Source organism: Psychrobacter sp. I-STPA10 (assembly GCF_021012795.1).
In the GTDB taxonomy this organism is placed as follows: domain Bacteria; phylum Pseudomonadota; class Gammaproteobacteria; order Pseudomonadales; family Moraxellaceae; genus Psychrobacter.
Genome location: NZ_VFYU01000010.1, coordinates 1 through 22828, shown reverse-complemented (window position 1 = coordinate 22828; position 22828 = coordinate 1). Strand labels below are relative to the sequence as shown.

18 protein-coding genes and 1 CRISPR repeat array are annotated in these 22828 nt (G+C 40.1%); of the genes, 7 read left to right on the top strand and 11 right to left on the bottom strand.

What is annotated here, in order from left to right:
• Positions 1-167: 167 nt before the first annotated feature.
• Positions 168-616: direct repeats of the CRISPR family, unit length 28 nt; unit sequence GTTGTCCACCGCATAGGTGGTTTAGAAA.
• 127 nt (positions 617-743) lie between these two features.
• The gene (gene thrH / locus FHK89_RS04325) at positions 744-1349 is read right to left on the bottom strand and encodes a bifunctional phosphoserine phosphatase/homoserine phosphotransferase ThrH (RefSeq protein WP_230657146.1); all 606 of its coding nucleotides are present in this window, start codon (positions 1347-1349) and stop codon (positions 744-746) included.
• Positions 1350-1467: 118 nt separating this feature from the next.
• Positions 1468-2076 carry a LysE family transporter gene (locus FHK89_RS04320; protein WP_230657144.1) on the bottom strand — a complete coding sequence of 203 codons (609 nt, stop codon included), beginning with the start codon at positions 2074-2076 and terminating at the stop codon, positions 1468-1470.
• A 190-nt stretch (positions 2077-2266) separates the two neighbouring features.
• On the opposite strand from FHK89_RS04320, the gene FHK89_RS04315 reads away from it, so the two are divergent.
• Complete coding sequence (locus tag FHK89_RS04315) at positions 2267-3151, top strand: LysR family transcriptional regulator (RefSeq protein WP_230657142.1); 885 nt, start codon at positions 2267-2269, stop codon at positions 3149-3151.
• Between the two features lie 145 nt (positions 3152-3296).
• Here FHK89_RS04315 and FHK89_RS04310 read toward each other — a convergent pair whose 3' ends face one another.
• Positions 3297-5033: a vWA domain-containing protein gene (locus FHK89_RS04310; protein WP_230657141.1), complete on the bottom strand. Its 1737-nt coding sequence runs from the start codon at positions 5031-5033 to the stop codon at positions 3297-3299.
• Positions 5034-5404: 371 nt separating this feature from the next.
• Complete coding sequence (locus FHK89_RS04305) at positions 5405-5794, bottom strand: hypothetical protein (protein ID WP_230657139.1); 390 nt, start codon at positions 5792-5794, stop codon at positions 5405-5407.
• A gap of 454 nt (positions 5795-6248) precedes the next feature.
• On the opposite strand from FHK89_RS04305, the gene FHK89_RS04300 reads away from it, so the two are divergent.
• Positions 6249-8630 (top strand): FUSC family membrane protein, encoded by a 2382-nt coding sequence (locus FHK89_RS04300; protein WP_230657137.1) that lies wholly within the window; start codon positions 6249-6251, stop codon positions 8628-8630.
• Positions 8631-8756: 126 nt separating this feature from the next.
• Here the strand turns inward: FHK89_RS04300 and FHK89_RS04295 are convergent, their stop codons facing one another.
• Together FHK89_RS04295 and FHK89_RS04290 are read right to left on the bottom strand one after the other, a co-directional pair.
• Entirely contained in the window at positions 8757-9119 is a 363-nt protein-coding gene (locus FHK89_RS04295; RefSeq protein ID WP_230657135.1) for a hypothetical protein, read from the bottom strand.
• A 281-nt stretch (positions 9120-9400) separates the two neighbouring features.
• Positions 9401-9691 (bottom strand): hypothetical protein, encoded by a 291-nt coding sequence (locus FHK89_RS04290; protein ID WP_230657133.1) that lies wholly within the window; start codon positions 9689-9691, stop codon positions 9401-9403.
• Between the two features lie 160 nt (positions 9692-9851).
• On the opposite strand from FHK89_RS04290, the gene FHK89_RS04285 reads away from it, so the two are divergent.
• The 4 genes from FHK89_RS04285 to FHK89_RS04270 all read left to right on the top strand — a co-directional run bounded on the left by FHK89_RS04285 (position 9852) and on the right by FHK89_RS04270 (position 13335).
• Positions 9852-11156, top strand: coding sequence for a glutamate-5-semialdehyde dehydrogenase (locus tag FHK89_RS04285; RefSeq protein WP_230657131.1), 1305 nt, complete (start codon positions 9852-9854; stop codon positions 11154-11156).
• A gap of 428 nt (positions 11157-11584) precedes the next feature.
• Positions 11585-11944 (top strand): hypothetical protein, encoded by a 360-nt coding sequence (locus FHK89_RS04280; RefSeq protein WP_230657130.1) that lies wholly within the window; start codon positions 11585-11587, stop codon positions 11942-11944.
• Between the two features lie 59 nt (positions 11945-12003).
• Complete coding sequence (locus FHK89_RS04275) at positions 12004-12537, top strand: HXXEE domain-containing protein (protein ID WP_230657128.1); 534 nt, start codon at positions 12004-12006, stop codon at positions 12535-12537.
• Between the two features lie 99 nt (positions 12538-12636).
• Positions 12637-13335: a ZIP family metal transporter gene (locus FHK89_RS04270; protein ID WP_230657126.1), complete on the top strand. Its 699-nt coding sequence runs from the start codon at positions 12637-12639 to the stop codon at positions 13333-13335.
• On the opposite strand, the gene FHK89_RS04265 is transcribed toward FHK89_RS04270, so the two are convergent.
• From FHK89_RS04265 to FHK89_RS04250, 4 genes are all read right to left on the bottom strand, one after another.
• A complete protein-coding gene (locus tag FHK89_RS04265) occupies positions 13332-14510 on the bottom strand; it encodes a hypothetical protein (protein WP_230657124.1) in 1179 nt (392 codons plus the stop codon). The genes FHK89_RS04270 and FHK89_RS04265 overlap by 4 nt on opposite strands.
• A gap of 147 nt (positions 14511-14657) precedes the next feature.
• Positions 14658-15914: a serine hydroxymethyltransferase gene (gene glyA / locus FHK89_RS04260; RefSeq protein ID WP_230657122.1), complete on the bottom strand. Its 1257-nt coding sequence runs from the start codon at positions 15912-15914 to the stop codon at positions 14658-14660.
• Between the two features lie 255 nt (positions 15915-16169).
• Positions 16170-16703 carry a chorismate--pyruvate lyase family protein gene (locus FHK89_RS04255; protein ID WP_230657121.1) on the bottom strand — a complete coding sequence of 178 codons (534 nt, stop codon included), beginning with the start codon at positions 16701-16703 and terminating at the stop codon, positions 16170-16172.
• A gap of 9 nt (positions 16704-16712) precedes the next feature.
• Positions 16713-17978 carry a GNAT family N-acetyltransferase gene (locus FHK89_RS04250; protein WP_230657120.1) on the bottom strand — a complete coding sequence of 422 codons (1266 nt, stop codon included), beginning with the start codon at positions 17976-17978 and terminating at the stop codon, positions 16713-16715.
• Between the two features lie 724 nt (positions 17979-18702).
• Here FHK89_RS04250 and FHK89_RS04245 point away from each other — a divergent pair.
• The gene (locus tag FHK89_RS04245; RefSeq protein ID WP_230657119.1) at positions 18703-20922 is read left to right on the top strand and encodes an NADP-dependent isocitrate dehydrogenase; all 2220 of its coding nucleotides are present in this window, start codon (positions 18703-18705) and stop codon (positions 20920-20922) included.
• A 284-nt stretch (positions 20923-21206) separates the two neighbouring features.
• Here the strand turns inward: FHK89_RS04245 and icd are convergent, their stop codons facing one another.
• The gene (gene icd / locus FHK89_RS04240; protein WP_230657118.1) at positions 21207-22466 is read right to left on the bottom strand and encodes an NADP-dependent isocitrate dehydrogenase; all 1260 of its coding nucleotides are present in this window, start codon (positions 22464-22466) and stop codon (positions 21207-21209) included.
• Between the last annotated feature and the right edge of the window lie 362 nt (positions 22467-22828).

Below are 22828 nucleotides of genomic sequence, written 5' to 3'. Positions count from 1 at the left end.
ACCTACCTTATCCATGTGAGCAACCCTAGAAAAATACCCTTTTTTTTACGCCTATAAAAATAATAATTAAAATCAATAACTTAAAAATAAAGAAAAAATAGAAGGTAAATTAAGGTTTTTTACCCCGCACGCCTTGTTATTACTGACTTTTTAACGCTATAATTCTAGTTGTCCACCGCATAGGTGGTTTAGAAACATCACCAAAGCCAGCGTCAATGAAACACTTGAGTTGTCCACCGCATAGGTGGTTTAGAAATTTGCTCTCGCTCTTATCGTTGTAAACCTCGTGTTGTCCACCGCATAGGTGGTTTAGAAAAGCCGCATTATTTTGGTCAACTGCTAAAAAATGTTGTCCACCGCATAGGTGGTTTAGAAAGATACAGATTTGACCGTAGTTTTCCCCGAAAAGTTGTCCACCGCATAGGTGGTTTAGAAATAAGCCAGTTTTTATCGACTGGTACGACCCCGGTTGTCCACCGCATAGGTGGTTTAGAAAACAAAATAACGCAGTGACATGCCTGTTATTTTGTTGTCCACCGCATAGGTGGTTTAGAAATATAAGCCCATCATCGGTGGGATATGAGTTGAGTTGTCCACCGCATAGGTGGTTTATGAGCAGCGTTAAAACTGATTTACAAGAAAGCCATGTCAATTTTAGCTGTGCAAGGGAAATCCTTTAAATAGGATTTCCAGAAGGTACATTTCCGAGTGATTTTGAATAATATGAACACCGCATAGGTGGTTTAGAAATTGCTATTTAAGATTTCTTCATAACTATACACAATACTAAATTCAGCAGGGGCTTGATTCAAAACGGTCTCAGATGGTGCAAATAAAAAGCCCTTTGTGACTGCACTAAGCATCGAAAAATCATTAAAAGCATCACCAACGGCGATACTATGTCTAAGTGAAAAGGGATAGTTTTTGACCGCTTCTTGCTTACCTTGTGTTCGGCTATAATTCACACTTGTGATATACCCCTCAGCATCTAACTGTAACTGATGGCAATAGACAGCATTTATAGGAATAAGCAACTTACTAACAAAGCTTTGCAAAAATTCTTCAAAGCAATCTGATATAATTTGAATGTTATAGCCTTTGCCTCTTAACGCTGTTAAAAAGTCAAAAGCACCTGCCATTGGCTCAAGCTGTTTAATAATCTCTTGGATTTGTGCCAGTGTCACTTTATGTTTCTTTAAAATATTAATGCGATACAGCATAAGACTTTGATAATCTGCAACTTCTCTCGTCGTTAGATTTAACTCAGAAATCGCAAGTTGCTTTGCTAAAAATGTCCATATCTCAGGAATTAATACCCCTTCCATATCAATAAATGCAATTTTGCTCATAGTAGCTTTTCCCTATATTAAAATGTCCTTAGTTAACATACTTTTAACTCATATTTCCTTAACTCACACCTTCTTAACTAACACTCACTTAGCTAATATTTCTTTAACTAACGTACCTTTAACCAACATTAGCAAATAACAAAACCATACCCAATCCCGCCAAAATCACCCCAATCACCCGATTAATCATCACCTGACGACTAAGCATTTTGGCGCGCAAAGTTTGTTGTGAAAACAATACCGCCACCAATGCAAACCAAAGCAAATGTGCCAATGACATAAATAGACCATAGCCGATTAATACAAATTTTGGTGTGGTGGCACTGACGATTTGGGTATAGGTGCTAATCACAAACAGCGTGGTTTTAGGGTTTAACGCATTGGTAAAAAAGCCATTACGCAGGGCTTGCCAAGCACCAATTGCCGTAGAGCTTGTACTTTCTAATACAGGGGTTTGCACAAAGGTTTTATAGCCGATATAAATCAGATAAAATGCCCCCAAATACTTTATCCATGCCAAAAAGTTGGGAGCAATCTTCATTACCACTGCTATCGCCACCAGCGTATAAGTCACATGTACCAACACGCCTAAGGCAATGCCAATGGAGGTTAGCACCCCAACTGAGCGACCATACAAATAGCTGTTTTTGGTGACGATGGCAAAGTCTGCACCCGGGCTAATCACCGCCAAAATAGTGATGGCAATGACGGCATAAAATTCAGTCATCTCTTTTTCTCTTTTTGGTCTGTTTCTGTTTTTATTTCTATTTCTACGGCTTGATTGATGACTTATCGTCATAGTTTATTTTTATCAATCGGGTCGTAACAATCTAGCTGCATCAACTTGGTTGTATCTTTACACAGTCATCGTTAAACTAAAATGGATTTATCCGCATGAATATCCATGAGGTTTTGGAATGATAGAAAAGATATCGTTAAATGGCTTAAAGTTTTTTTATTATGTAGCGACGCATGGCAGTGTTACCCAAGCCGCCACCAAGTTGTTTGTTACCCAAAGTGCAGTCAGTAAGCAGATAAAAAATCTGGAAGAGTCGCTGGACATGGCGTTGTTTGCTAGAGTTGGTAAAAACCTCGTATTAACGCCTGATGGTGCGGTGTTATTTGCCTGTTGTCAGCAGGTATTTAGCCGACTTGATGACTGTCTGAATGAGCTGAAAAGTCAGCAAAACCAACAAAAGCAGTTGGTGCTATCGTGTGAGCCGACCATCTCGATGAAGTGGCTGATACCAAGATTGGCACAGTTTAATCAGTTGAATTATGGCTTTGAGATAGTGCTACTCACCGCAGGCGGGGCAGTGGACTTTGATGGGCAGGCGATAGATATTGCCCTACGCAGAAATGACTTTGAATGGGGTGCAGATATTTACCATGAAAAGATAGCCGATGAATACATCGTGGCGGTGCGTAATCCACATATAGCAGAGAATAAAACCGTATTGTTGTCCTCATCACGCCCCAATTTATGGCGGCAGTTAACAAAATTCCCGTTATTGCAACAACAGCTACAAGAGTATGAGCAGTTAGTATTAGAGCATTTTTATTTGTGTATTGAGGGCTGTTTGGCAGGTTTGGGTACAGCAGTGGTGTCGATTTATATGGTGGAAAAAGAGTTAGATAATCACTTTTTACAATGTGTACATTCGTCTGTCGCAGACGGTTCGGCTTATCATTTATTGTCTGCTAAACCATTTTATCAGGATAAAAGAAAGATAGTGTTTAAAGATTGGCTTAAGCAAGAGATGCAAAAAAGTAAGGCAGGATTTTTGAGCGGTATGGCTTAAGTGATATAAGTTAAGCGAAATGTGATAAAAACGAGGGCTAAATAAACCCTCGTTTGTTTTGTTCGTTTGTTATGATTGAGTTTTTATTGAGTGGTTATTTTAAATAGTACAATAACCTGTCTTGCTACCTTGACTGTTTTATCAACTACTGCAACGCATCGGCTAATTCAACCAACTGAATAAACTCACCACGACTACCTGTGCTGTCCGTGCCAATGCCTTGTTGCGCTAAGCGTTTGCTATCGGCATACGTCCAGTTATTGATATATTTGCTGTCGCTGAGTAGCTGACCATAGCCTGCCACCGCCATAGCAAATTTGGTATCGCTATTGGCTGTGCTTAACTGATTAGCAATCGGATAAGTGACCAGTTTTGAGGTATCGCCATTGGGTGCTTTATAGCGAATCTTTAAAAAAGCCAGCTCATTGGTTTTATCATTGTTTGTTTTAGTAGTGGCAGAGGGTGTTTTTTGGTAGCGACTGTCATCAAGTAGCCCTTGTGCACCAACTGGGGTAACTTCAAATAAGGCAACCACCGATTTTCCTGCACCCAATTCTGCGGCATCAACTTTGTCATTATTAAAATCTTCGGTAGCTAATACTCGGTTTTCATAGCCGATAAGTCGCCATTCGGATACCACCGCAGGGTTGAACTCCACTTGTACTTTGACGTCTTTGGCAACGGTGTTAAAGGTTGCTGACATCTCATCAATCAATACTTTTTTGGCCTCAGATAATGAGTCGATATAGCTGTAGTTACCATTACCGTTATCAGCAACTTGCTCCATCATATAGTCATTATAGTTGCCCTGACCAAAGCCAAGCGTTGAGAGTGAAATGCCGTTATCACGGTTTTTGCGGATAATATCAAGCATTTCGTCCACGCTTGAGACACCGACATTAAAGTCGCCATCGGTCAGCATCAAGATACGGTTAATGCCGTTTGGTTTAAGGCTGGCTTGTGCTTGCTCGTAGGCAAGTTTGATGGCAGCTTCACCATTGGTTGAGCCACCTGCATCAAGTTTATCGATGGCATTTAAGATGGTTTGGGTTTTATCACCACTGGTAGCAGGCAGCACCACTTCAGTATTGCCTGCATAGGTAATGAGAGTGATGGTGTCTTGTTTGCGTAACTGCTTAGTGAGCATTTTTAGGCTAGACTTTGCTAGCTCTAGCTTGTTAGGTGATGACATTGAGCCTGACACATCAACCAAAAATACCAGATTGGCAGGGGGTAGGGCTTGTCCTTTGATGGCTTGCTCGGTGGCAGTATCATTAGCTTGAATACCAATTTTCACAATGCGATTTGTTGATTGCCATGGTGATTGTACCACTTGGGTGTCTACCAAAAACGGAACGCCTGATTTTTTAGTAGCGTGACCAAAGTCATAATGAAAGTAGTTAATCAGCTCTTCGACACGCACCGCATCGCTAGGAGGTAGGCGACCTTGATTGATAAAGCGGCGCACATTGGCATAGCTGCCAGTATCGGTATCAATACTTAAGGTGGCAATGGCATCTTCACTGGTTTTGTGCACCGCATTGGCAGTTATTTTTTGATAGTTTTCAGTGTTTTGTTGGTAGGAAACAGAGTCTGGTGGACTTATAGGTGCAACCGTCGCTGCTCGAGTGAGATAAGCTGGGCTAATATTCGCTTCATTTTCTACTACAATAACTGGAGATGCCGTTGCAGCGACTTCTTTTGCGCTAGTATCTGCAACAACAACAGGTTCAGGTGCAGATGCTGGTGCAACCATTTCATTACTAGGTGGAGTTTGTGGCATGTTTTCTACTTTTTGGCTACAGGCAGTCAGTAGTAATAGTGAGGCAATGCTAACAGATAAGGTCGATTTGCTCAGACGAGTGGTTATTGTTGTATCCATTTTTTATCCTTTCATATCAAAGTATCATTAATATATTAAACCGCAAAAGTTAAGGCAGCTACGATTGATTTAGTGTAGCAAAGTTTTTAATCTTTGAAAGGCAGTTTTATGTATAGGCTTTGGTATGGAAGTAGTTAGGATTTGCAAGAATAAAACAAGGATTTTGGTAGTGGATAGTGTGTCAAAAAGTATGTGGTGACTATTTTTAGTAAATCTCTTTTAATAACGCACTTTTAATAAATTACCACAGCCTCAGTCCTCCCTCTAACTCAGCAGAAGAAGAACTGGTTTTTAAGTCCTCCCCTTACTTTAAGGGGAGGACTTAGGAGGGGTGTGACTTTAGAAAATCAAAGAAAGTTGAGAGTGGCGTATTAGTTGGTAGAGATATTTTCTTGTGTTTCAGTACCATCGATAACGGTAGTGTCATTGGTAGTACCAACAGCCACATCATCATTGGTAGCAGGCGCAGCAACAGCATCATCATTGGTACTAGCCACTGCCACATCATCATTAGTTGTTGTGGTATCTACCGTAGTATCTGTAGCAGTAGCAACGCCAGTGGCTTCTTGCTCAACGGGAGTTTGAGCATCAGTTGTTGTTTCAGTTGCTACTGGTTCTACAATAGTGGTCTCAGTTGTTGTTTCAGTTGCTGCTGGTTCTACTTGGGCAGCATCTTTGTCAGAACAAGCGCCTAACAATAAAGTAGCTGTGGTGATAACAGCGAATAAAGCGGTTTTTTTGCTGTGAATCATTGCGGTCATGATAAATTTTCCTATTATCAATACAATATAAATATGAGTGTGTTGTGGGTGGTGTGTTGTCATGATTTTATGATGAATAGATTCTATAATGGATTCTATAATGGATTCTATGATGACGGTATCAAGTTTTGTAGACGACACATTTGTAGCATCACATCACCTTTTTTTAACAGTGCATTATTGATGCCACAGGCCGCCATTTTACTCCTGCTATAACATTGATTATTGTGGTGTTTTTGTTCTACCAAGCACTTTTATGTCTATTTATGGTTATTAATAATAATAAGATTTATTTGTAATAATAGTGTCATGCTTTTTATACTGATAGCAGTGGATTTGCATTAAAATAATCAATTATAAATGGTTAACAAAGTGAATGAGTCTTAATCGATAATCATAAGCTAAAAAGCCAGCTTGTAGTCAAAACTTAGCCAAATCAGATAAAGGTTGCCCAATGGCACATTCATTTTCCGCATCTGTCCTATCGACTTTTAATACATTAAATGCACGCTATTTAACCAATCTCCCCTTATTCATTAGTATGGTGGTGGCTGCATTAGTGGTATGGTACTTTCATGCCATTCATGAAAGTATGGCGTTGTTTTTGGGTATTATTGCAGGTGGTTTGGTAGATTTGGATAATCGCTTTACTGGTAGGCTGCGTAATACTTTTGCAACTTTACTATTATTTTCTATTGCTTCGTTGTCTGTCCAAATTTTTATCAACCATGCCTTTTTATTGGGTATATTACTGACTTCTACGGCATTTATTGTCACCATGGCAGGGGCGTTAGATTCCCGCTATCGTACCATTGCTTTTGGTACGCTTTTGGTGATGATATATACCTTATTGACTCATCTACCACAGCTTGCATGGTATATCAATCCTGTGATGATTGTCTGTGGTGCGCTGCTATATAGTGTGTGTACGTTAGTGTTTCATATTGTGCTGCCGCATCGTCCTGTGCAGATAAGCATGATACAAGCCTATCGTAGTTTGGCAAGCTATATGATGGTCAAAGCACAGTTTTTTGACCCTGATGAGGTCGATTTTTTAGACGATAAAAATGTGCAGTTGGCAATGCAAAATACCAAGGTGGTAAATGCCTTTAATCAGTGCCGTAGCACTTTGTTTTATCGACTGCGTAATCAGCACCGCCACCCCACCACGGTGCGTATGATGCAGTATTATCTGATTGCACAAAATATCCATGAGCGCATCAGCTCCAGCCATGTGGATTATCAAGAGTTTGCTCAAAGACTACAACACAGTGATTTGATATATCGCATTGGGCGCATGGTGATGTTACAGGCAAATGCGTGTAATCAAATGGCAGATGCACTGTATACACAGCAGAATTTTGTGTTAGATAAAAGTTTGCAGCGCGCAGGTAAAGGCTTGCAATTGGCACTGAATCGCTATCTAAAAAATCCAGAAGAGGCGGTATCTCATGGCAGGGTATCCAATATATCGGCAGCATCGCCATCGATAGCAAATAAAGCATCACCAACGGGTGATATGTCTAATTTGCCAGTAACTCACAATGCTGAGGTGTTGCACCAACATAGTTTGCAGCAGTTGGTGGCAAATATATTGGCAATTAATGAGCAACTACAACGTATTGAAAATATTAAATTTAGTGATTTGCAAGACACAGCCAATCGCAGTCTTGCTGGACAAGATGTGGAAAGTTTTTCTGAGGTGGTGCAGATTATTCGCCGCAATCTCACTTTAGAATCTTCAGTATTTCGTCATGCCATACGTATGGCTTTGATTACAGCAACAAGCTGTCTGCTGGTAGAAGCACTGAATTTGCATTTTGGTTATTGGATATTACTCACCGCTGTACTGGTGTGCCAGCCGAATTATTCAGCAACCACCAGTCGATTACAGCAACGTATTTTGGGGACGGTTTTGGGCGTAGTGGTTGGCTCATCACTGGGTTATTTGCAGTTATCGTTTGTCAGCCAGTTGTTGCTGATTGTGATTTCCACCACCTTATTTTTTGTGTTTCGTACTGCTCGCTATAGCTTTTCTACCTTTTTTATCACCATTCAAGTGTTATTAGGGTTTTCATTGATTGGTATTGATACCCATGTGGCGATGTATTCACGCATATTAGATACGGTTATTGGCAGCAGTATGGCGTGGTTTGCAGTGACTTATATTTGGGCAGATTGGCATTATTTGACCTTGACCAAAACGGGACGAGAAGCCATACAAGCAGATGCCAGTTATTTACAGCAAGTATTACAGCAGTTTCATCAAGGATATACAGAGCATTTAGCTTATCGGGTAGCCCGCCGCAGCGCACATGAACGTGCCGTTACTTTAAGCAACAGTGTTTCAGATATGTCGATAGAGCCAAAAAAATATGCCGATAAACTGCCTGATGGCTTTCGCTTATTACAGCTTAATTATGCACTTATCAGCAGTATTTCGGCATTGGGTGCATTGCGTGAGCAGGTCGAAACTAATATAGAGCCACAAAATTTAAACATGGCTGATAAGACCAATGGTTCAAATAATCCACATAAACAGACGCATCATGGATCATTTTTAGCGCAATTTTTTGTTATTGGTAATGATATGGTGGCATTGATGCAACAAATGCCACAATTATCATTGGTACAGCTTGAGCAAGCCATTTATGATGTTGGGTATGCCATTACTGAGCTACAACAGCAAGCTGAAAAATTAGCTTTAGTCTTATCAATAGAGCAAAAATCAACAGAGCAAAATCAATACCAAACACAACTGATTTTATGTACCCAATTAAGACGTATTAATGAACGCTTATTGCCTTATGCAAAGGTATTGTCTGTTTGTCAGTAATGGTTTTATCTATTTCTTACAGCCGACGGGGTGTATTTTATGCACCTTTGAGTTACTGATTATCTAACCGTGTATAAAAAACACCCGATAACTATAATTCTACGGCAGTGTTATAGCTGTTATAGCTTACTCATCGTTAATCTCTTGGTCTTCAATTGCCCCAATCATGGTTTGGTCATTTTCTTTGGCGTAGTTAATATTGCCTTGGGTAGGTTGTTGCTGTTGGCGCAATTTTTGTTCTTCACGCGCTTTAATTGCCCCAATCATCGCTTGGTCATTGGCGTGAGCTACTGCCGCTCTACTTCTTTGTGCTTCTTGAGCTTGGATTGCCCCCACCATTGCTTGGTCGTTGGCATGAGCCACAGCAATATTACCTTGAGTTGGCTGAGGCAGAGGCTTGGTATTAGAGCAAGCACCTAGCATTAAACACGCGCTAGCGGTAGCAATTGCAACAGTTGTTTTACTTTGTAGTATTTTTAGAGTATTCATAATTTACTTTCCTTTTCCTCTTAATCGTTTGATGAATAAAAAATAATTTTTAGATGACTTTCATGTCTTATCTTTCTCTTTTTTATATAACTCTATATATAAAAAATATTCTTAAGTGACGCTTGTAGAATTTATCTCATCATAGGGTACATTTTTAATAATTTATATGATAAAGACGTAACTTTTACAAACTAAATATATAGGATATGTTAAAAAAATATATAATTTTGGTAAGTAATATTAAATGATTGTAAATTGATCTATTTTTAAGACCTGTTTTATTAGTTTTGCTCGTTGCCAATAACAGGCGCATTATCCGTATCTAATTCATTATCAGTTGGAATTTCTTCTGCTTGAGCAAAAGCAACATCTTTAGCAGCCGCTGCATCTTCTGCTTGTTGTATTGTAGTATTTTCTTCATGCTCATGATTCATTGCATCATGTTCAGTAGTTGCATTGGGTTCTGCTTGTGTCTCTGACTCAGTGGGCTGTTTATCACAAGCACCAAGCAGTAATGCTGATGTTAAGGTAGTAATAAGTAGGATGTTTTTGTTCAGGTTAAGTAAGGTCATCATTATATTCCTAATAAATGGGAGATAAGTTTTGGTAAATACACCATGGTTTTGTTAGCATGACTAAGATTAGCATTTTATGCGATACAATAAACCATCATTCTCAAAAAATGCAACAAACTTCAAGGTTTCTATCTATCTTAATATAAGGAAGCAATCAATGACAAATCAAAATATCCCTAACAACATTCAGGCCTATATGCAACAAGTTGGTAAACAAGCCAAAGCTGCCTCACGCCAACTGGCTGCTGCCAATACCGGTGATAAAAATAACGCCTTGCTTGCCATTTATGATGAACTGCTGTCTGCCAAAGACGATATCTTAGCGGCAAACCAAATTGATATGGAAAACGGGCGTAAAAATAACCTAGAATCTGCCCTATTAGACCGCCTAGAGCTGACTGACAGCCGATTTGACGGTATGTTACAAGGGCTAAAAGATGTAGCAAACTTGCCTGACCCCATCGGTGAAGTGACTGACATGACTTTCCGCCCATCGGGTATCCAACTGGGCAAAATGCGTGTGCCTTTGGGCGTGGTCGGTATGATTTATGAATCTCGTCCTAATGTCACCTTAGAGGCGGCATCATTGGCATTAAAATCAGGCAATGCCATCATTTTACGGGGTGGTTCAGAGGCGTTCGAGTCTAACCAAGCCATCGCCTGTTGTATCTTGCAAGGATTGAAAAAAGCTGGCTTATCTGAGCATGGCGTCCAAGTATTATCCACCACTGACCGTGCGGCGGTGGGTGAGCTTATCACCATGACCGACTATGTGGACGTTATTGTGCCACGAGGCGGTAAAGGGCTTATCGAACGCATTAGCCGTGACGCGCGTGTGCCAGTCATTAAGCATTTGGACGGCAACTGCCATACTTATATTGATGCTGATGCTGACCCTGAGATTGCTATCAAGGTCAGCGTCAATGCCAAAACCCAACGCTATGGCACTTGTAACACCATGGAAACCTTACTGGTCGATACCGCTATTGCTGACAGCCTTTTACCCAAAATCGCTACTGCCATTGTCGAAGCAGACAACGCCATGCAACTACGTGTTGATACCCAAGCCAAATCCATCTTGGCAAATGAATCTGCTTTAACTGACCATCTAAGTGACGCCACCGATGAGGACTGGGACACCGAATTTCTTGCGCCAATTTTGGCAGTCAAAGTGGTATCAGGACTTGATGAGGCGATAGCGCATATCAACACTCATGGCAGTCACCATACCGACGTTATCATCACTAATAACTACACAAAATCGCAACGCTTTTTGCGAGAAGTGGACTCTTCAAGCGTGATGATTAATGCTTCTAGCCGTTTTGCTGATGGTTTTGAGTATGGATTGGGGGCAGAAATTGGCATTTCTACTGACAAAATCCATGCACGAGGTCCTGTTGGCTTAGAGGGCTTAACCTCACAAAAATGGATTGTCTATGGACATGGCGAAGTACGGGGTTAGGATAAGTTTCTGTATGCTGAAATAATCTTAATCCTATGCCTAATTTTAAATCTAAATTAGGCACATGCTCACTTAAAAACTAGGAACGATAATATGAAAGCACTGTTTATAGTCTTTTCGATTATTATCGTTCCTATTTTTATTTTTTTAATCATCAATCCTAATGGTGTCGATAATAAAAAATGGACTGGTAAATTAGTTTATCTGCTATTGTTTATTGGTACTTTATATGTGACCTTATATAACAAGTTTTAGATAATAGGTTTTAGATAAAAATTATTATTTAAAATAGTATTGGCTATCTTATAGTTAATAACTTTTATTCAAGAATAAATTAAAAAGCACAAGGATATCAATATTTCTGACCCTGAGATGCATAAATACTTATTTATTTTGCCATTATTAAACAATGTTAAGGCTTGAACATAATGTACAGTGAGCAATATTACTATTATTTTATTCAATCTGATGACAATCATAGCCAAACATTAGATATACTTACCATAACTGACTGCTTATTAGCAACTGGTTTATTTAAACAAATAGACCATCAAAGCTTTAGCAATAGCGAAAACTTTGCGTGGGTAAATATTACTTTGGTTAAAGCCATTAATCATAACTTTGGTTTATCAGCAGAAAATGAACTGAACTATATTAATCTTATATCAATCATTGGTTCAAAAATTGCACCAGAAAGTATCTATATTCAAACCTTTAAAAATATTGCCAAGCAACTTAACTGGCGACTATACTATGAATATGACGATGATGGTAATGAAAATACTTAAATAATTGAATTTTAGTATATTTTAATAAAAAGATATTATAAACTTTAAGAATTATAATTATGAATATAATAAACGATAAGGTACTCAACAATAATAATCTCATATTAAATAAATTAATTTTTTGCCTACCCTTTGCTTTTATTATTCATAATACAGAAGAAGCGATGACGATGGAAGCATGGTTGCAGTCTAATAGTTTTCTATCAAATTATCATATGGTGACCACCAAACAGTTTTCGATAGCTGTTTTTCTATTTTCGGTATTAGGGTTATTGGTGGTGTTTTTAAAGCGTTATTATAAAGATGAAAAAACCTATTACTTTGTTATCGCAGCTTTTTGTGGGATTTTATTATTAAATGTCTTTTTTCCTCATTTATTAGCCACAATAATATTTAAAAAATATGCTTCTGGTGTTGTCAGTGCCGTACTTATCAATCTACCGCTGACATTAACGATTTTGTTTTTACTTAAAAAAACCAATAAACTTACTCAACGGCAAATTATAATTGCAATTGCGATGGGCGGTGTATCTGGTATTATACTTGCGTTCAATTTTTTAAAGATTGGTCATTATTTTGAGGCAACCCTTTAAGGGGGTAAAACCATTGCCAATATACAAAATTTAATGGGTGATGATATTGAAAAATTAATATAATTGGCTAATAAATAACCCCGCACAGTGAGCCTGAGTATGATGATTTTTTTAGTAATTTTAGTAGTCTCAGGTGCGCTGATTGTTGGCGCATTATGGGGTGTTTATGGCAAGCTGCCCAATTGGCTCAAAGGGAATTTACTTGCCATTGCTGGTGGTGCATTGATGCTCTCAGTGGTGCTAGAGATGATACAACCTGCACTGAGTCATAGCGGTTTATGGCTGACGGTGGTGTTTACTTTGTTTGGTGCGGTGGTATTTGCAGGGGTGGATTATCTCATTGATGAAAAGCTCGATAATGAAGGTGGCGTTGGGCTATTGGCGGCAATTACCCTAGATGGTGTGCCAGAAAACTTAGCGTTGGGCGTGGCACTGATTGGTGGTAACGTCATGCAAGTGGCAGCATTGGCAGGCTCTATTTTGTTATCAAACTTGCCTGAAGCGGCAGGTGGCGCAAAGCAGATGAAAGAGGGCAGTAGCAGTCACAAAAAAATCCTTATGTTGTGGGTAGGCGCTGCTATATTGTTATCATTGGCAGCGATTGCAGGTAATACGCTATTAAGCGGTGTACCCAAATCGACGTTGAGCCTGATAGATTGTTTTGCCGCAGGGGCAGTGATTGCCTCACTAGCGACGGAAGTATTCCCACAAGCATACAAAGAAGGCAACCACTGGGCAGGTATTAGTACAGGTATTGGTTTGGTGTTGGCGTTGGGGCTAAATCAACTTGGTGGCTAATTTCTGTTAAAAATATATTGGTTGTCATCATTGATATTGTTACCATGCAACGGACAACCAAACAATAAACAGCCCAGATGTAAATGCTGTAATGAGTGTTTTATCTTATCACTGGGTTTAGGCTGGCTCATATATTCTAATTGGTATCTCTTTTGCTCTAGTTGTTGTTGTTCACTTTTTATAGATGATAAATTATCTGCCAACATAACCAAATCATTTTCTGCTTGTAGTTGTTCGTTTTGTTGCTCTAAATCCTCTATATACGCTAGATGATTATCAATGTTTTTTCTTAGTAGCTGTTGCCATTGCTCTTTATTACACTGATAAATGGCATACCATATCCACTGCCATGACTCATCTATATTGTCGACCTTATCAATGATGGTCTGATAAGATAGCTCGTATTCACCAAGTTGGGCGTATAAATCTGCAATATCTATATCATCACAATTAGGGTGTTTTTTAGTCTGCTCAATTAATTGTAATGCCTCTTTTTTCCTATCAACTTTTTCCCTACTGAGTAAAATATATAGCCGTATTTTATTTAATAATATTTTATACATAGTATCGGCTAACATATCCTGATTAGGCATATCTATAAAGTGTTGTTGTACGGCAGTATTTAATAATTGCTCGCTTTTATTAAGTTGATTTAAGGCTTGATGATAGTCGCTCAACATTGCCATTGCCCATGCTCTGTTGTGGTATAATAAACTGGGTAGGTGGCAATGTCTTTGTTGATGGGCAAGAGGGGCAATAGAAAACTTCTGTATGGCTAACTGGTAATTTTGGATTATTTGTTGATAGTAGCTGATAGAGTCTGATGCGTTTATTGTTTTATTAAAATGGCAATCACTATAAAAGTGTTCTAATTCAGTCGCTAGCATTTGCGCATAGGCAACGTAGGGATAATACGACTTTGGTTGTTTTTGTAAGACTTGCTGTTGTAACTCTAAAGCCGTTTTATCGCCATATTCATGGTATGACCAACTCGCTAAATTATGGGTGTTCTCGATACTAGGAGAGACTTGGTATGCTTTGTTAAAATACTCTAAGTCTTTATTGCCATCAGGGTGTTGCATATAATAAAAAGCAATTTGAGTTAATAATTTATCATCATTAGGGCTTTGTTGTAATTTTTCTAATAACTCATTGATATTGGGTTTATATGGCATTTTTATACTCAACTTTTCACCCTCAATTTTTAATACTCAATTTCTTGTTTCATAAGTCTTATGAGCTTAACACAAAAAAACCGCCTAACATTTGCTAGGCGGTTTTTCTAACTATCTAAAATCAAACTGTTTTAATAAAATCAAGTTTTATTGATTTTTTTCATAGACAGGAAATTCTTTACAGATAGCTTCAACTTTTTGACGTACTTCGTCGATGACTTTTTCATCACCACGACTATCTAGCACATCACAAATCCAGCCTGCCAATTCACGAGCTTGTTCCTCTTTAAAGCCACGCGTAGTAATCGCAGGCGTACCAAGACGGATACCAGAGGTGACAAAAGGTGATTTAGGGTCATTAGGTACGGCGTTTTTGTTAACGGTGATATGAGCGTCACCTAACCATTTATCCGCCTCTTTACCAGTTAGCTCTTGTTTGATGAGGCTGATTAGCATTAGATGGTTTTCTGTACCGCCTGATACCACGTCATAGCCACGCTCCCCAATAACTTCTGCCATTGCTTTGGCATTTTTAACCACTTGCTGTTGGTAAGTTTTAAAGTCATCTTGCAACGCTTCTTTAAAGCACACCGCTTTGGCAGCGATGGCGTGCATCAGTGGGCCACCTTGGTTGCCAGGGAATACCGCTGAGTTGAGTTTTTTCGCCAGTTTTTCATCACGGGCGATGATTAGACCTGAGCGAGGGCCACGCAAGGTTTTGTGGGTGGTGGTGGTGACCACGTCGGCATGGGGTACTGGGCTTGGATAAACGCCTGCGGCAACCAAGCCTGCAATGTGCGCCATATCGACAAAGAAGTAAGCATCGACGCTATCGGCAATTTCACGGAAACGTGCCCAATCAACCACTTGAGAGTAGGCTGAAAAACCTGCAATAATCATTTTTGGTTTATGCTCACGGGCTAGGCGTTCGACTTCTTCGTAGTCAATTTCGCCTGTCTCAGGGTTTAAACCGTATTGTACTGAGTTATAGTTTTTGCCAGAGAAGCTCACGCTTGCGCCATGCGTCAAATGTCCACCTGCATCTAGGCTCATACCTAAGATGGTGTCGTTTGGCTCAAGCAATGCTAAAAATACCGCTGAGTTGGCTTGGCTACCTGCGTGTGGTTGCACGTTGGCATATTCTGCGCCAAATAACTCTTTAGCACGGTCAATGGCAAGTTGCTCAACTACATCAACATATTCACAGCCACCATAATAACGCTTACCGGGGTAACCTTCTGCGTATTTGTTGGTCAAGTCTGAGCCTTGCGCTTCCATTACGGCTTGTGAGCAGTAGTTTTCAGAGGCGATAAGCTCAATGTGGTTTTCTTGACGTTGACTCTCATTGGTCATCGCTTCATATAAATCAGGGTCAAATTCTTTAATGGTGATATTTTTAAACATAAAAATTCCTATATGATAGGTTAGGGAAGTGGTAAATAATAATAAAAAATACTATAGCATGAAACCAGTGCCAAATTGGCGGAAATTGGCTAAAAAAGACTCAAGATAAAGTGAGTCTTTATCATGATATCAGGGAGATTTTTTAGCAAAGCGTTGCTCATCTTAAAGTGTGTTAATTGTCCAATGGCTGTCAACTAGATTATTTAAATAGGTTGTCTAAATAAGTTGTCTAAATAAGTTGTCTAAATAGATTGTTTAAATCAGCGTTTTTTCAAACTCTGGTAAAAACGTCTCACTAATTATAAAGCGTCTGCCATGCCAGTCATAGAGGGTTTGGCGTTGCCAACCTATATTAGTGGCAAAAATACGACGACGGTTGGGTAGTGTCGTTTGACGTTTAAATAATACATAGCCGATGGGCGTGCCTTTGAGTTGTTGCAGACGTTTGGCATTGCCTTGTAGGCTTGGCACAGGAAAGATGCTTTGTGCCCGTACCCAAGGTTTATCACTATTGCCGTACAGCTTAACCTCACGTACCCACGCCATCATCGGGCGATTTAGTTTGTTGCCAGTATATCCCAGTTGTTTTTTTTGCGATAACGTCAATGGGCGATAGCCTTCAAAGCTGCGTACAACTTGTAGCGGCTGTCCTGCTTTGGCTTCTAAGAGGGCTGTTAATGAGCCATCAACAGTTAACCAAAAATACAAATGGCTGGGGGGCGTGTGCGATGGAGCTGCAATGAGGGGGTAATGTGGCAATAAGGATTGTGGTAATAAAGATTGTGTCATGGTAAATACTTAACCCTGAAACGCTGGCATATTATCAATATTAAACGGCAGTGCATCATGTGCTTGCTGGCGATAGGCTGCCATATAATCACGCTCTTGCTGACAAAAGTTGCTGATGGCAGCGGCAAAACCATCATTATAAATGCGGTGCAAAGAGTAGGTTTTGCTGGGTACAAAGCCCCGTATCAGCTTGTGCTCGCCTTGAGTACCGGGGTCAAAATAACGCAAACCTTGAGCAATGGCAAATTCAATGCCTTGATAATAGCACAGCTCAAAATGCAAGCTGTCGTATTCAGCCAATGCGCCCCAATAACGCCCATATAAAGTCGCATTTGGGCTGTTTGGATCATCATAAAAAAACAAACTACTGGCGACTACCTCATCTGATTCTGTAATAGCTTGTGCCAGCATTAAATGCTGTGGCATGGTTTGAGCAATCTGGACAAAAAATTCAGGGGTCAAATATGGCGCACGTCCTCGAACCGCATAGGTCATGGCGTAGCATTGATAAAATATATCCCAATCTGTCTGATTAATCTCTGTGCCCGTTTTTAGGCGACACCTAATGCCTTGTTTGGCAATTTTTTTGCGCTCTTGGCGCATATTTTTGCGTTTTTTGGCAGTCAAAGTGGCTAAAAATTCTTCAAAATCCGCAAACATGGGTTGTGGCTGATTGCAGCCACCATTGTGCCAAATAAACTGACAACCTTGTCTTTGTAATAATGCTGATGGTGAAGAAGATTGTGATGGTTGTGATATGGACAATGTTTGTTCAGCGGTATCGACCATATCTTGCGTCATAAACAGCCCATGCCAACTTGAGGCATTCACCTGCTTTGCCACCGCATCAACTCCTGCCAATGCCGCCGCTAATATGTCACTGCTGAGTGTCACATTATTAGCCAGCCACAGTCGTTGCCCTGTGACAGGGGTATAAGGCACACTGGTGACCAATCTTGGATAATAATCGACCCCATAGCGGGCATAGGCTTCCGCCCATGTTTGGTCAAACACAAATTCACCTTGATGATGGTCTTTAATAAATAGCGGCATTACTGCCAATGGTGACTCAGGCATATTTTGCTCAGAGCTGCTTTGTTTATGGATAACAATATAAACAGTCAGCCAACCTGCTTGTTCGCCAATCGCCCCTGTATCCTGTAAGGCTTGCCAAAATTCAAAGCGCATAAATGGCGTATCAGGTGTCTGCCAGTTGGTTTGTGTCTGCCAGTGCGTATCTTGGGTAAGCGAGTAGGTTAAAGTTGAAGTCGGCATAAGGCTCAATGATGACAGTCAATAAAATGTCGTATAAGGGTAACAAATATGGCACAAATCATGGTTACAATTTGCAAAGAGAAACCGCAAGCTTAAGTTGTTTGCCAGAAGACTCTTTGCTGAATTGATAATAAAAAAAAGTAGGACTGATGCAAAAGTATGATGTGTGACTTAAAAAGCGGCTGGGAATTATATTGAGCCTTTGGACTTTGGAGCGACATACAGCCAGCCCACTTGATAAAAAATAATGATTACCAGATGCTAATAATCTAGAAAACTGCGTAAGTGCTAAACAGAAGATAAATAAGCAAAAGATGATATTGCAGCCAATGACTGGTAGAATAACGCTGTTGTTAGCTTAATATAATTTAATTATATAGGACATGAACAACAAAAGGTCAATGAGTGCATGATATTTGATTGACATTATGGCAGATTTATAGTGGTCTCATTTTTCGCTATAATATGCCCCAAGCCACATTAGCCAAAGATATTTGTTACTCTAAGAGCATATTTAGCAAAAGAGAGTTTAGATAGTTTCAAGGAAGATAGGTGAGGTATTTAATCTAATTCTATATCTAATTCTATGGCACAGTGTTGATTCATTATCATCAAGTTGGCTCATATTATCAAACTATATGATTATATTTGAGCAATACTATTGCTCACGACAATCACTTTACAACAATCAATTCACCACAACCAAAAGGAAGATAATACGATAATGTCAAAAATTATTTATACTAAAACAGACGAAGCCCCTGCGCTGGCAACTTTATCATTGTTGCCCATTGTCAAAGCATTTACTCAAACCGCAGGCGTTGAGGTAGAAACCAGTGATATCTCTGTTGCAGCACGCATACTCGCTGAATTTCCAGATTATTTAACCGAAGAGCAGAAAGTCCCTGATAATTTGGCAGAACTTGGCAAGCTGACCCAAGACCCCAATGCCAATATTATTAAGCTACCCAATATCAGTGCTTCTGTGCAACAGCTTAAAGCTGCCATTAAAGAATTGCAAAGCAAAGGCTATGCCATTCCAGATTTTCCTGAAGACCCAAAAACCGACGAAGAAAAAGAAATCCGCAAACGCTATGGCAAAAGCCTAGGTAGTGCTGTCAACCCTGTTATCCGTGAAGGTAACTCAGACCGCCGTGCACCCAAAGCGGTAAAAAACTATGCCCGCAAACACCCACATTCTATGGGTGAGTGGAAACAGTGGTCAAGCACCCATGTGTCACACATGCACGAAGGCGATTTTTATAGTGGTGAGCAATCACTTACTTTAGACAAAGCCCGTACTGTGCGTATGGAACTATTGACTGATGATGGCAAAACACACGTATTAAAGCCAGAAATCAAGCTGCTTGATAAAGAAATCATTGATTTGATGTTTATGAGCAAAAAAGCCTTGCTGGAGTTTTATGAGCAAGAAATGGAAGATTGCCGTGAAGCGGGCATCTTATTTTCATTGCACGTAAAAGCCACGATGATGAAAGTGTCACACCCCATCGTGTTTGGTCATGCGGTCAGAATCTACTACAAAGATGCGTTTGAAAAACATGGTGAGTTCTTTGATGAGTTAGGCATTAATGTTAATAATGGTATGGCGGATTTATATAACAAAATTGCAGAGCTGCCTGCCTCAAAACGTGAAGAGATTGAGCAAGACTTACATGCCTGTCAAGAGCATCGTCCTCGCTTAGCGATGGTGGATTCATCTAAAGGTATTACCAACTTCCATTCACCCAGTGACATTATTGTTGATGCGTCAATGCCTGCAATGATTCGCAATGGCGGTAAAATGTGGGGTGCTGATGGTAAGCTTTATGATTGTAAAGCGGTGATGCCTGAGTCTACGTTTGCGCGTATTTACCAAGAAATGATTAACTTCTGTAAATGGCATGGTAACTTTGACCCAACCACGATGGGAACTGTACCGAACGTTGGTTTGATGGCACAAAAAGCTGAAGAGTATGGCTCACACGACAAAACATTCGAATCTAGTGATGATGGTATGGCACGTATTGTCGATGTGGATACGGGTGAAGTATTGCTTGAGCAGCGTGTTGAAAAAGGGGATATCTGGCGCATGTGTCAGGTCAAAGATGAGCCAATCCAAGACTGGGTGAAACTTGCCGTACGTCGTGCACGTGAGTCTAATACACCTGTTATCTTCTGGCTAGACCCATACCGCCCACATGAAAATGAGCTGATTAAAAAGGTCAAAACATATCTAAAAGACCATGATACCACAGGTCTGCACATTGAAATTATGTCACAAGTACGTGCGATGCGTTATACCTTAGAGCGTGTGGCGCGTGGTTTGGATACCATCTCGGCAACAGGTAATATCTTACGTGATTATCTCACTGACTTATTCCCAATCTTAGAGCTTGGTACCAGTGCCAAAATGCTGTCAGTTGTACCATTGATGAAAGGGGGCGGTTTGTTTGAAACAGGCGCAGGCGGTTCTGCTCCTAAGCACGTGCAACAGCTTGTGGAAGAAAACCATCTACGTTGGGATTCATTGGGTGAGTTTTTAGCCTTGACTGTGTCGTTAGAGCATTTAGCAGAGCACGACAACAATCCTAAAGCAAAAGTACTTGCTGACACGCTGGATAGAGCTACTGAAAAACTACTGCTCAACGACAAGTCACCCTCACGCAAAACGGGTGAGCTAGACAACCGTGGTAGTCATTTCTACTTGGCGTTGTACTGGGCACAAGAGCTAGCCGCTCAAGATGAAGACAGCGAGTTAAAAGCCAAATTTGCACCATTGGCACAGCAGCTAAAAGACAACGAAGCGGCGATTGTCAAAGAGCTCAACGAAGCTCAAGGCAAAGCGGTTGACTTAAAAGGCTACTACCTTGCTGATGAGTCCATTGCTGAACAAGTAATGCGTCCAAGCAAACTGTTTAACGAAGCGTTGGCATCGTTATAAGGTAGTATCTTACAAAGTATGCTGCCCCCTCCCTAACCCTCCCCCAAAGATGGAGGGAACTATTCCCCCTCCTAGCCTCCTCCTTAGAAAAGGGGGAGGAACTGGCTTTTAAGTCCTCCCCTTATTTCAAGGGGAGGGTTTGGGTGGGGTCACACCAACTTAGTAACTCAAGTTGAAGGTGAGATATTACAACGTATTTATTTAAAGTATGACAATAAAACACCCCAAATCTTAATAGGTTTGGGGTGTTTTTTATTGCTTAGCTTATTTGTTTGGCGTTGATATCAGTCATTCATATGCTGAATAATCGCATCACCAAATTCAGAACAGCTTAATAAAGTCGCCTCGGGCATCAAGCGTTCAAAGTCATAAGTGACGGTTTTATTTTTAATTGCCCCTTGAATACCTTTAATTACAAGGTCTGCTGCCTCACTCCAGCCCATATCACGCAGCATCATCTCAGCCGATAAAATCAATGAGCCGGGGTTAACTTTATCTTGTCCTGCATATTTTGGTGCAGTACCATGCGTTGCCTCATATACTGCTACTTTATCGCCTTTGTTTGCCCCGGGTGCAATGCCAATACCTCCCACTTCGGCAGCTAAAGCATCAGAGATATAATCACCATTAAGGTTTAAGGTAGCAATCACTGAATATTCGGCAGGGCGCATTAATATTTGTTGCAAAAATGCATCGGCAATCACATCTTTAATTACAATCTCATTGCCTGTTTTTGGATTTTTTAGTGTCATCCAAGGGCCACCATCTAGCAGCTTAGCACCAAAATGCTCGGCAGCAAGCGCATAGCCCCAGTCTTTAAATGCGCCTTCGGTGAATTTCATGATATTGCCTTTGTGAACCAAGGTCACATTGGGCAAATCATTGTCGATGGCATGTTGAATGGCTTTGCGCACCAGACGTTGGGTGCCTTCTTTGGACACAGGCTTGATACCAATACCACAGTCATCAGAGAAGCGGATTTTGGTCACCCCCATCTCATTTTGCAAGAAGTCGATGACTTTTTTGGCTTCCTCTGAGCCTGCTTTCCACTCAATGCCTGCATAGATGTCTTCTGAGTTTTCACGGAAAATCACCATGTCGGTGAGTTCAGGTTGTTTGACAGGGCTTGGTACGCCTTCAAACCAACGTACAGGACGCTGACACACATACAAATCAAGCTGTTGGCGCAGTGCCACATTCAGCGAACGCATACCGCCACCCACTGGCGTGGTTAATGGACCTTTAATGCTAATGGCATATTCTTTTAAAATTTCTAGCGTCTCTTCTGGCAGATAGTCGCCATCATAAATAGTTGAGGCTTTTTCGCCACAGTAGGCTTCCATCCAGACAATGGATTTTTCATTGTCATAGGCTTTATTGACTGCTGCATCAATCACTTTAATCATCACAGGGGTAATATCAACGCCAATGCCATCACCTTCGATAAAAGGAATGATGGGATGATTGGGGACGTTTAAAGATAAATCATCATTAACGGTTATTTTTTCACCATTTGTTGGGACAGTTACATTTTGGTAAGACATATACAGCTCCTTGATAATGTTATAAATTTTGTCTTCCTAGACTAAGGTGGACTATGAACTTATTAAATAGCTTGTCACTATAAAACAGACGCTAAATACAGCTAAAGTAATAAAAAAGCAATAAAAGATGGGCTAGATACAGTAAAAGTAGCCATTAGTTATCAAAATTATGACTCTATAGTAGCGAAAAGAAGATGACAAGCAATAATTTTTATTATATATGGGTTTAGTTTGATTATAAATCAAATAAATACCATATTATAGTTATGGTTATTTATGGATAGGCTTTGAATAATGTGAATAAATAATAACCTCGCTCTCAACTTATTTTACTAAATTGATATATGACCCCTCCCATACCC

What these genes read in the sequence shown, in the direction of transcription:
- thrH (WP_230657146.1), bottom strand. Translation starts at nt 1,349, where the DNA reads ATGAGCAAAATTGCATTTATTGATATGGAAGGGGTATTAATTCCTGAG.
- FHK89_RS04320 (WP_230657144.1), bottom strand. Translation starts at nt 2,076, where the DNA reads ATGACTGAATTTTATGCCGTCATTGCCATCACTATTTTGGCGGTGATT.
- FHK89_RS04315 (WP_230657142.1), top strand. Translation starts at nt 2,267, where the DNA reads ATGATAGAAAAGATATCGTTAAATGGCTTAAAGTTTTTTTATTATGTA.
- FHK89_RS04310 (WP_230657141.1), bottom strand. Translation starts at nt 5,033, where the DNA reads ATGGATACAACAATAACCACTCGTCTGAGCAAATCGACCTTATCTGTT.
- FHK89_RS04305 (WP_230657139.1), bottom strand. Translation starts at nt 5,794, where the DNA reads ATGACCGCAATGATTCACAGCAAAAAAACCGCTTTATTCGCTGTTATC.
- FHK89_RS04300 (WP_230657137.1), top strand. Translation starts at nt 6,249, where the DNA reads ATGGCACATTCATTTTCCGCATCTGTCCTATCGACTTTTAATACATTA.
- FHK89_RS04295 (WP_230657135.1), bottom strand. Translation starts at nt 9,119, where the DNA reads ATGAATACTCTAAAAATACTACAAAGTAAAACAACTGTTGCAATTGCT.
- FHK89_RS04290 (WP_230657133.1), bottom strand. Translation starts at nt 9,691, where the DNA reads ATGACCTTACTTAACCTGAACAAAAACATCCTACTTATTACTACCTTA.
- FHK89_RS04285 (WP_230657131.1), top strand. Translation starts at nt 9,852, where the DNA reads ATGACAAATCAAAATATCCCTAACAACATTCAGGCCTATATGCAACAA.
- FHK89_RS04280 (WP_230657130.1), top strand. Translation starts at nt 11,585, where the DNA reads ATGTACAGTGAGCAATATTACTATTATTTTATTCAATCTGATGACAAT.
- FHK89_RS04275 (WP_230657128.1), top strand. Translation starts at nt 12,004, where the DNA reads ATGAATATAATAAACGATAAGGTACTCAACAATAATAATCTCATATTA.
- FHK89_RS04270 (WP_230657126.1), top strand. Translation starts at nt 12,637, where the DNA reads ATGATGATTTTTTTAGTAATTTTAGTAGTCTCAGGTGCGCTGATTGTT.
- FHK89_RS04265 (WP_230657124.1), bottom strand. Translation starts at nt 14,510, where the DNA reads ATGCCATATAAACCCAATATCAATGAGTTATTAGAAAAATTACAACAA.
- glyA (WP_230657122.1), bottom strand. Translation starts at nt 15,914, where the DNA reads ATGTTTAAAAATATCACCATTAAAGAATTTGACCCTGATTTATATGAA.
- FHK89_RS04255 (WP_230657121.1), bottom strand. Translation starts at nt 16,703, where the DNA reads ATGACACAATCTTTATTACCACAATCCTTATTGCCACATTACCCCCTC.
- FHK89_RS04250 (WP_230657120.1), bottom strand. Translation starts at nt 17,978, where the DNA reads ATGCCGACTTCAACTTTAACCTACTCGCTTACCCAAGATACGCACTGG.
- FHK89_RS04245 (WP_230657119.1), top strand. Translation starts at nt 18,703, where the DNA reads ATGTCAAAAATTATTTATACTAAAACAGACGAAGCCCCTGCGCTGGCA.
- icd (WP_230657118.1), bottom strand. Translation starts at nt 22,466, where the DNA reads ATGTCTTACCAAAATGTAACTGTCCCAACAAATGGTGAAAAAATAACC.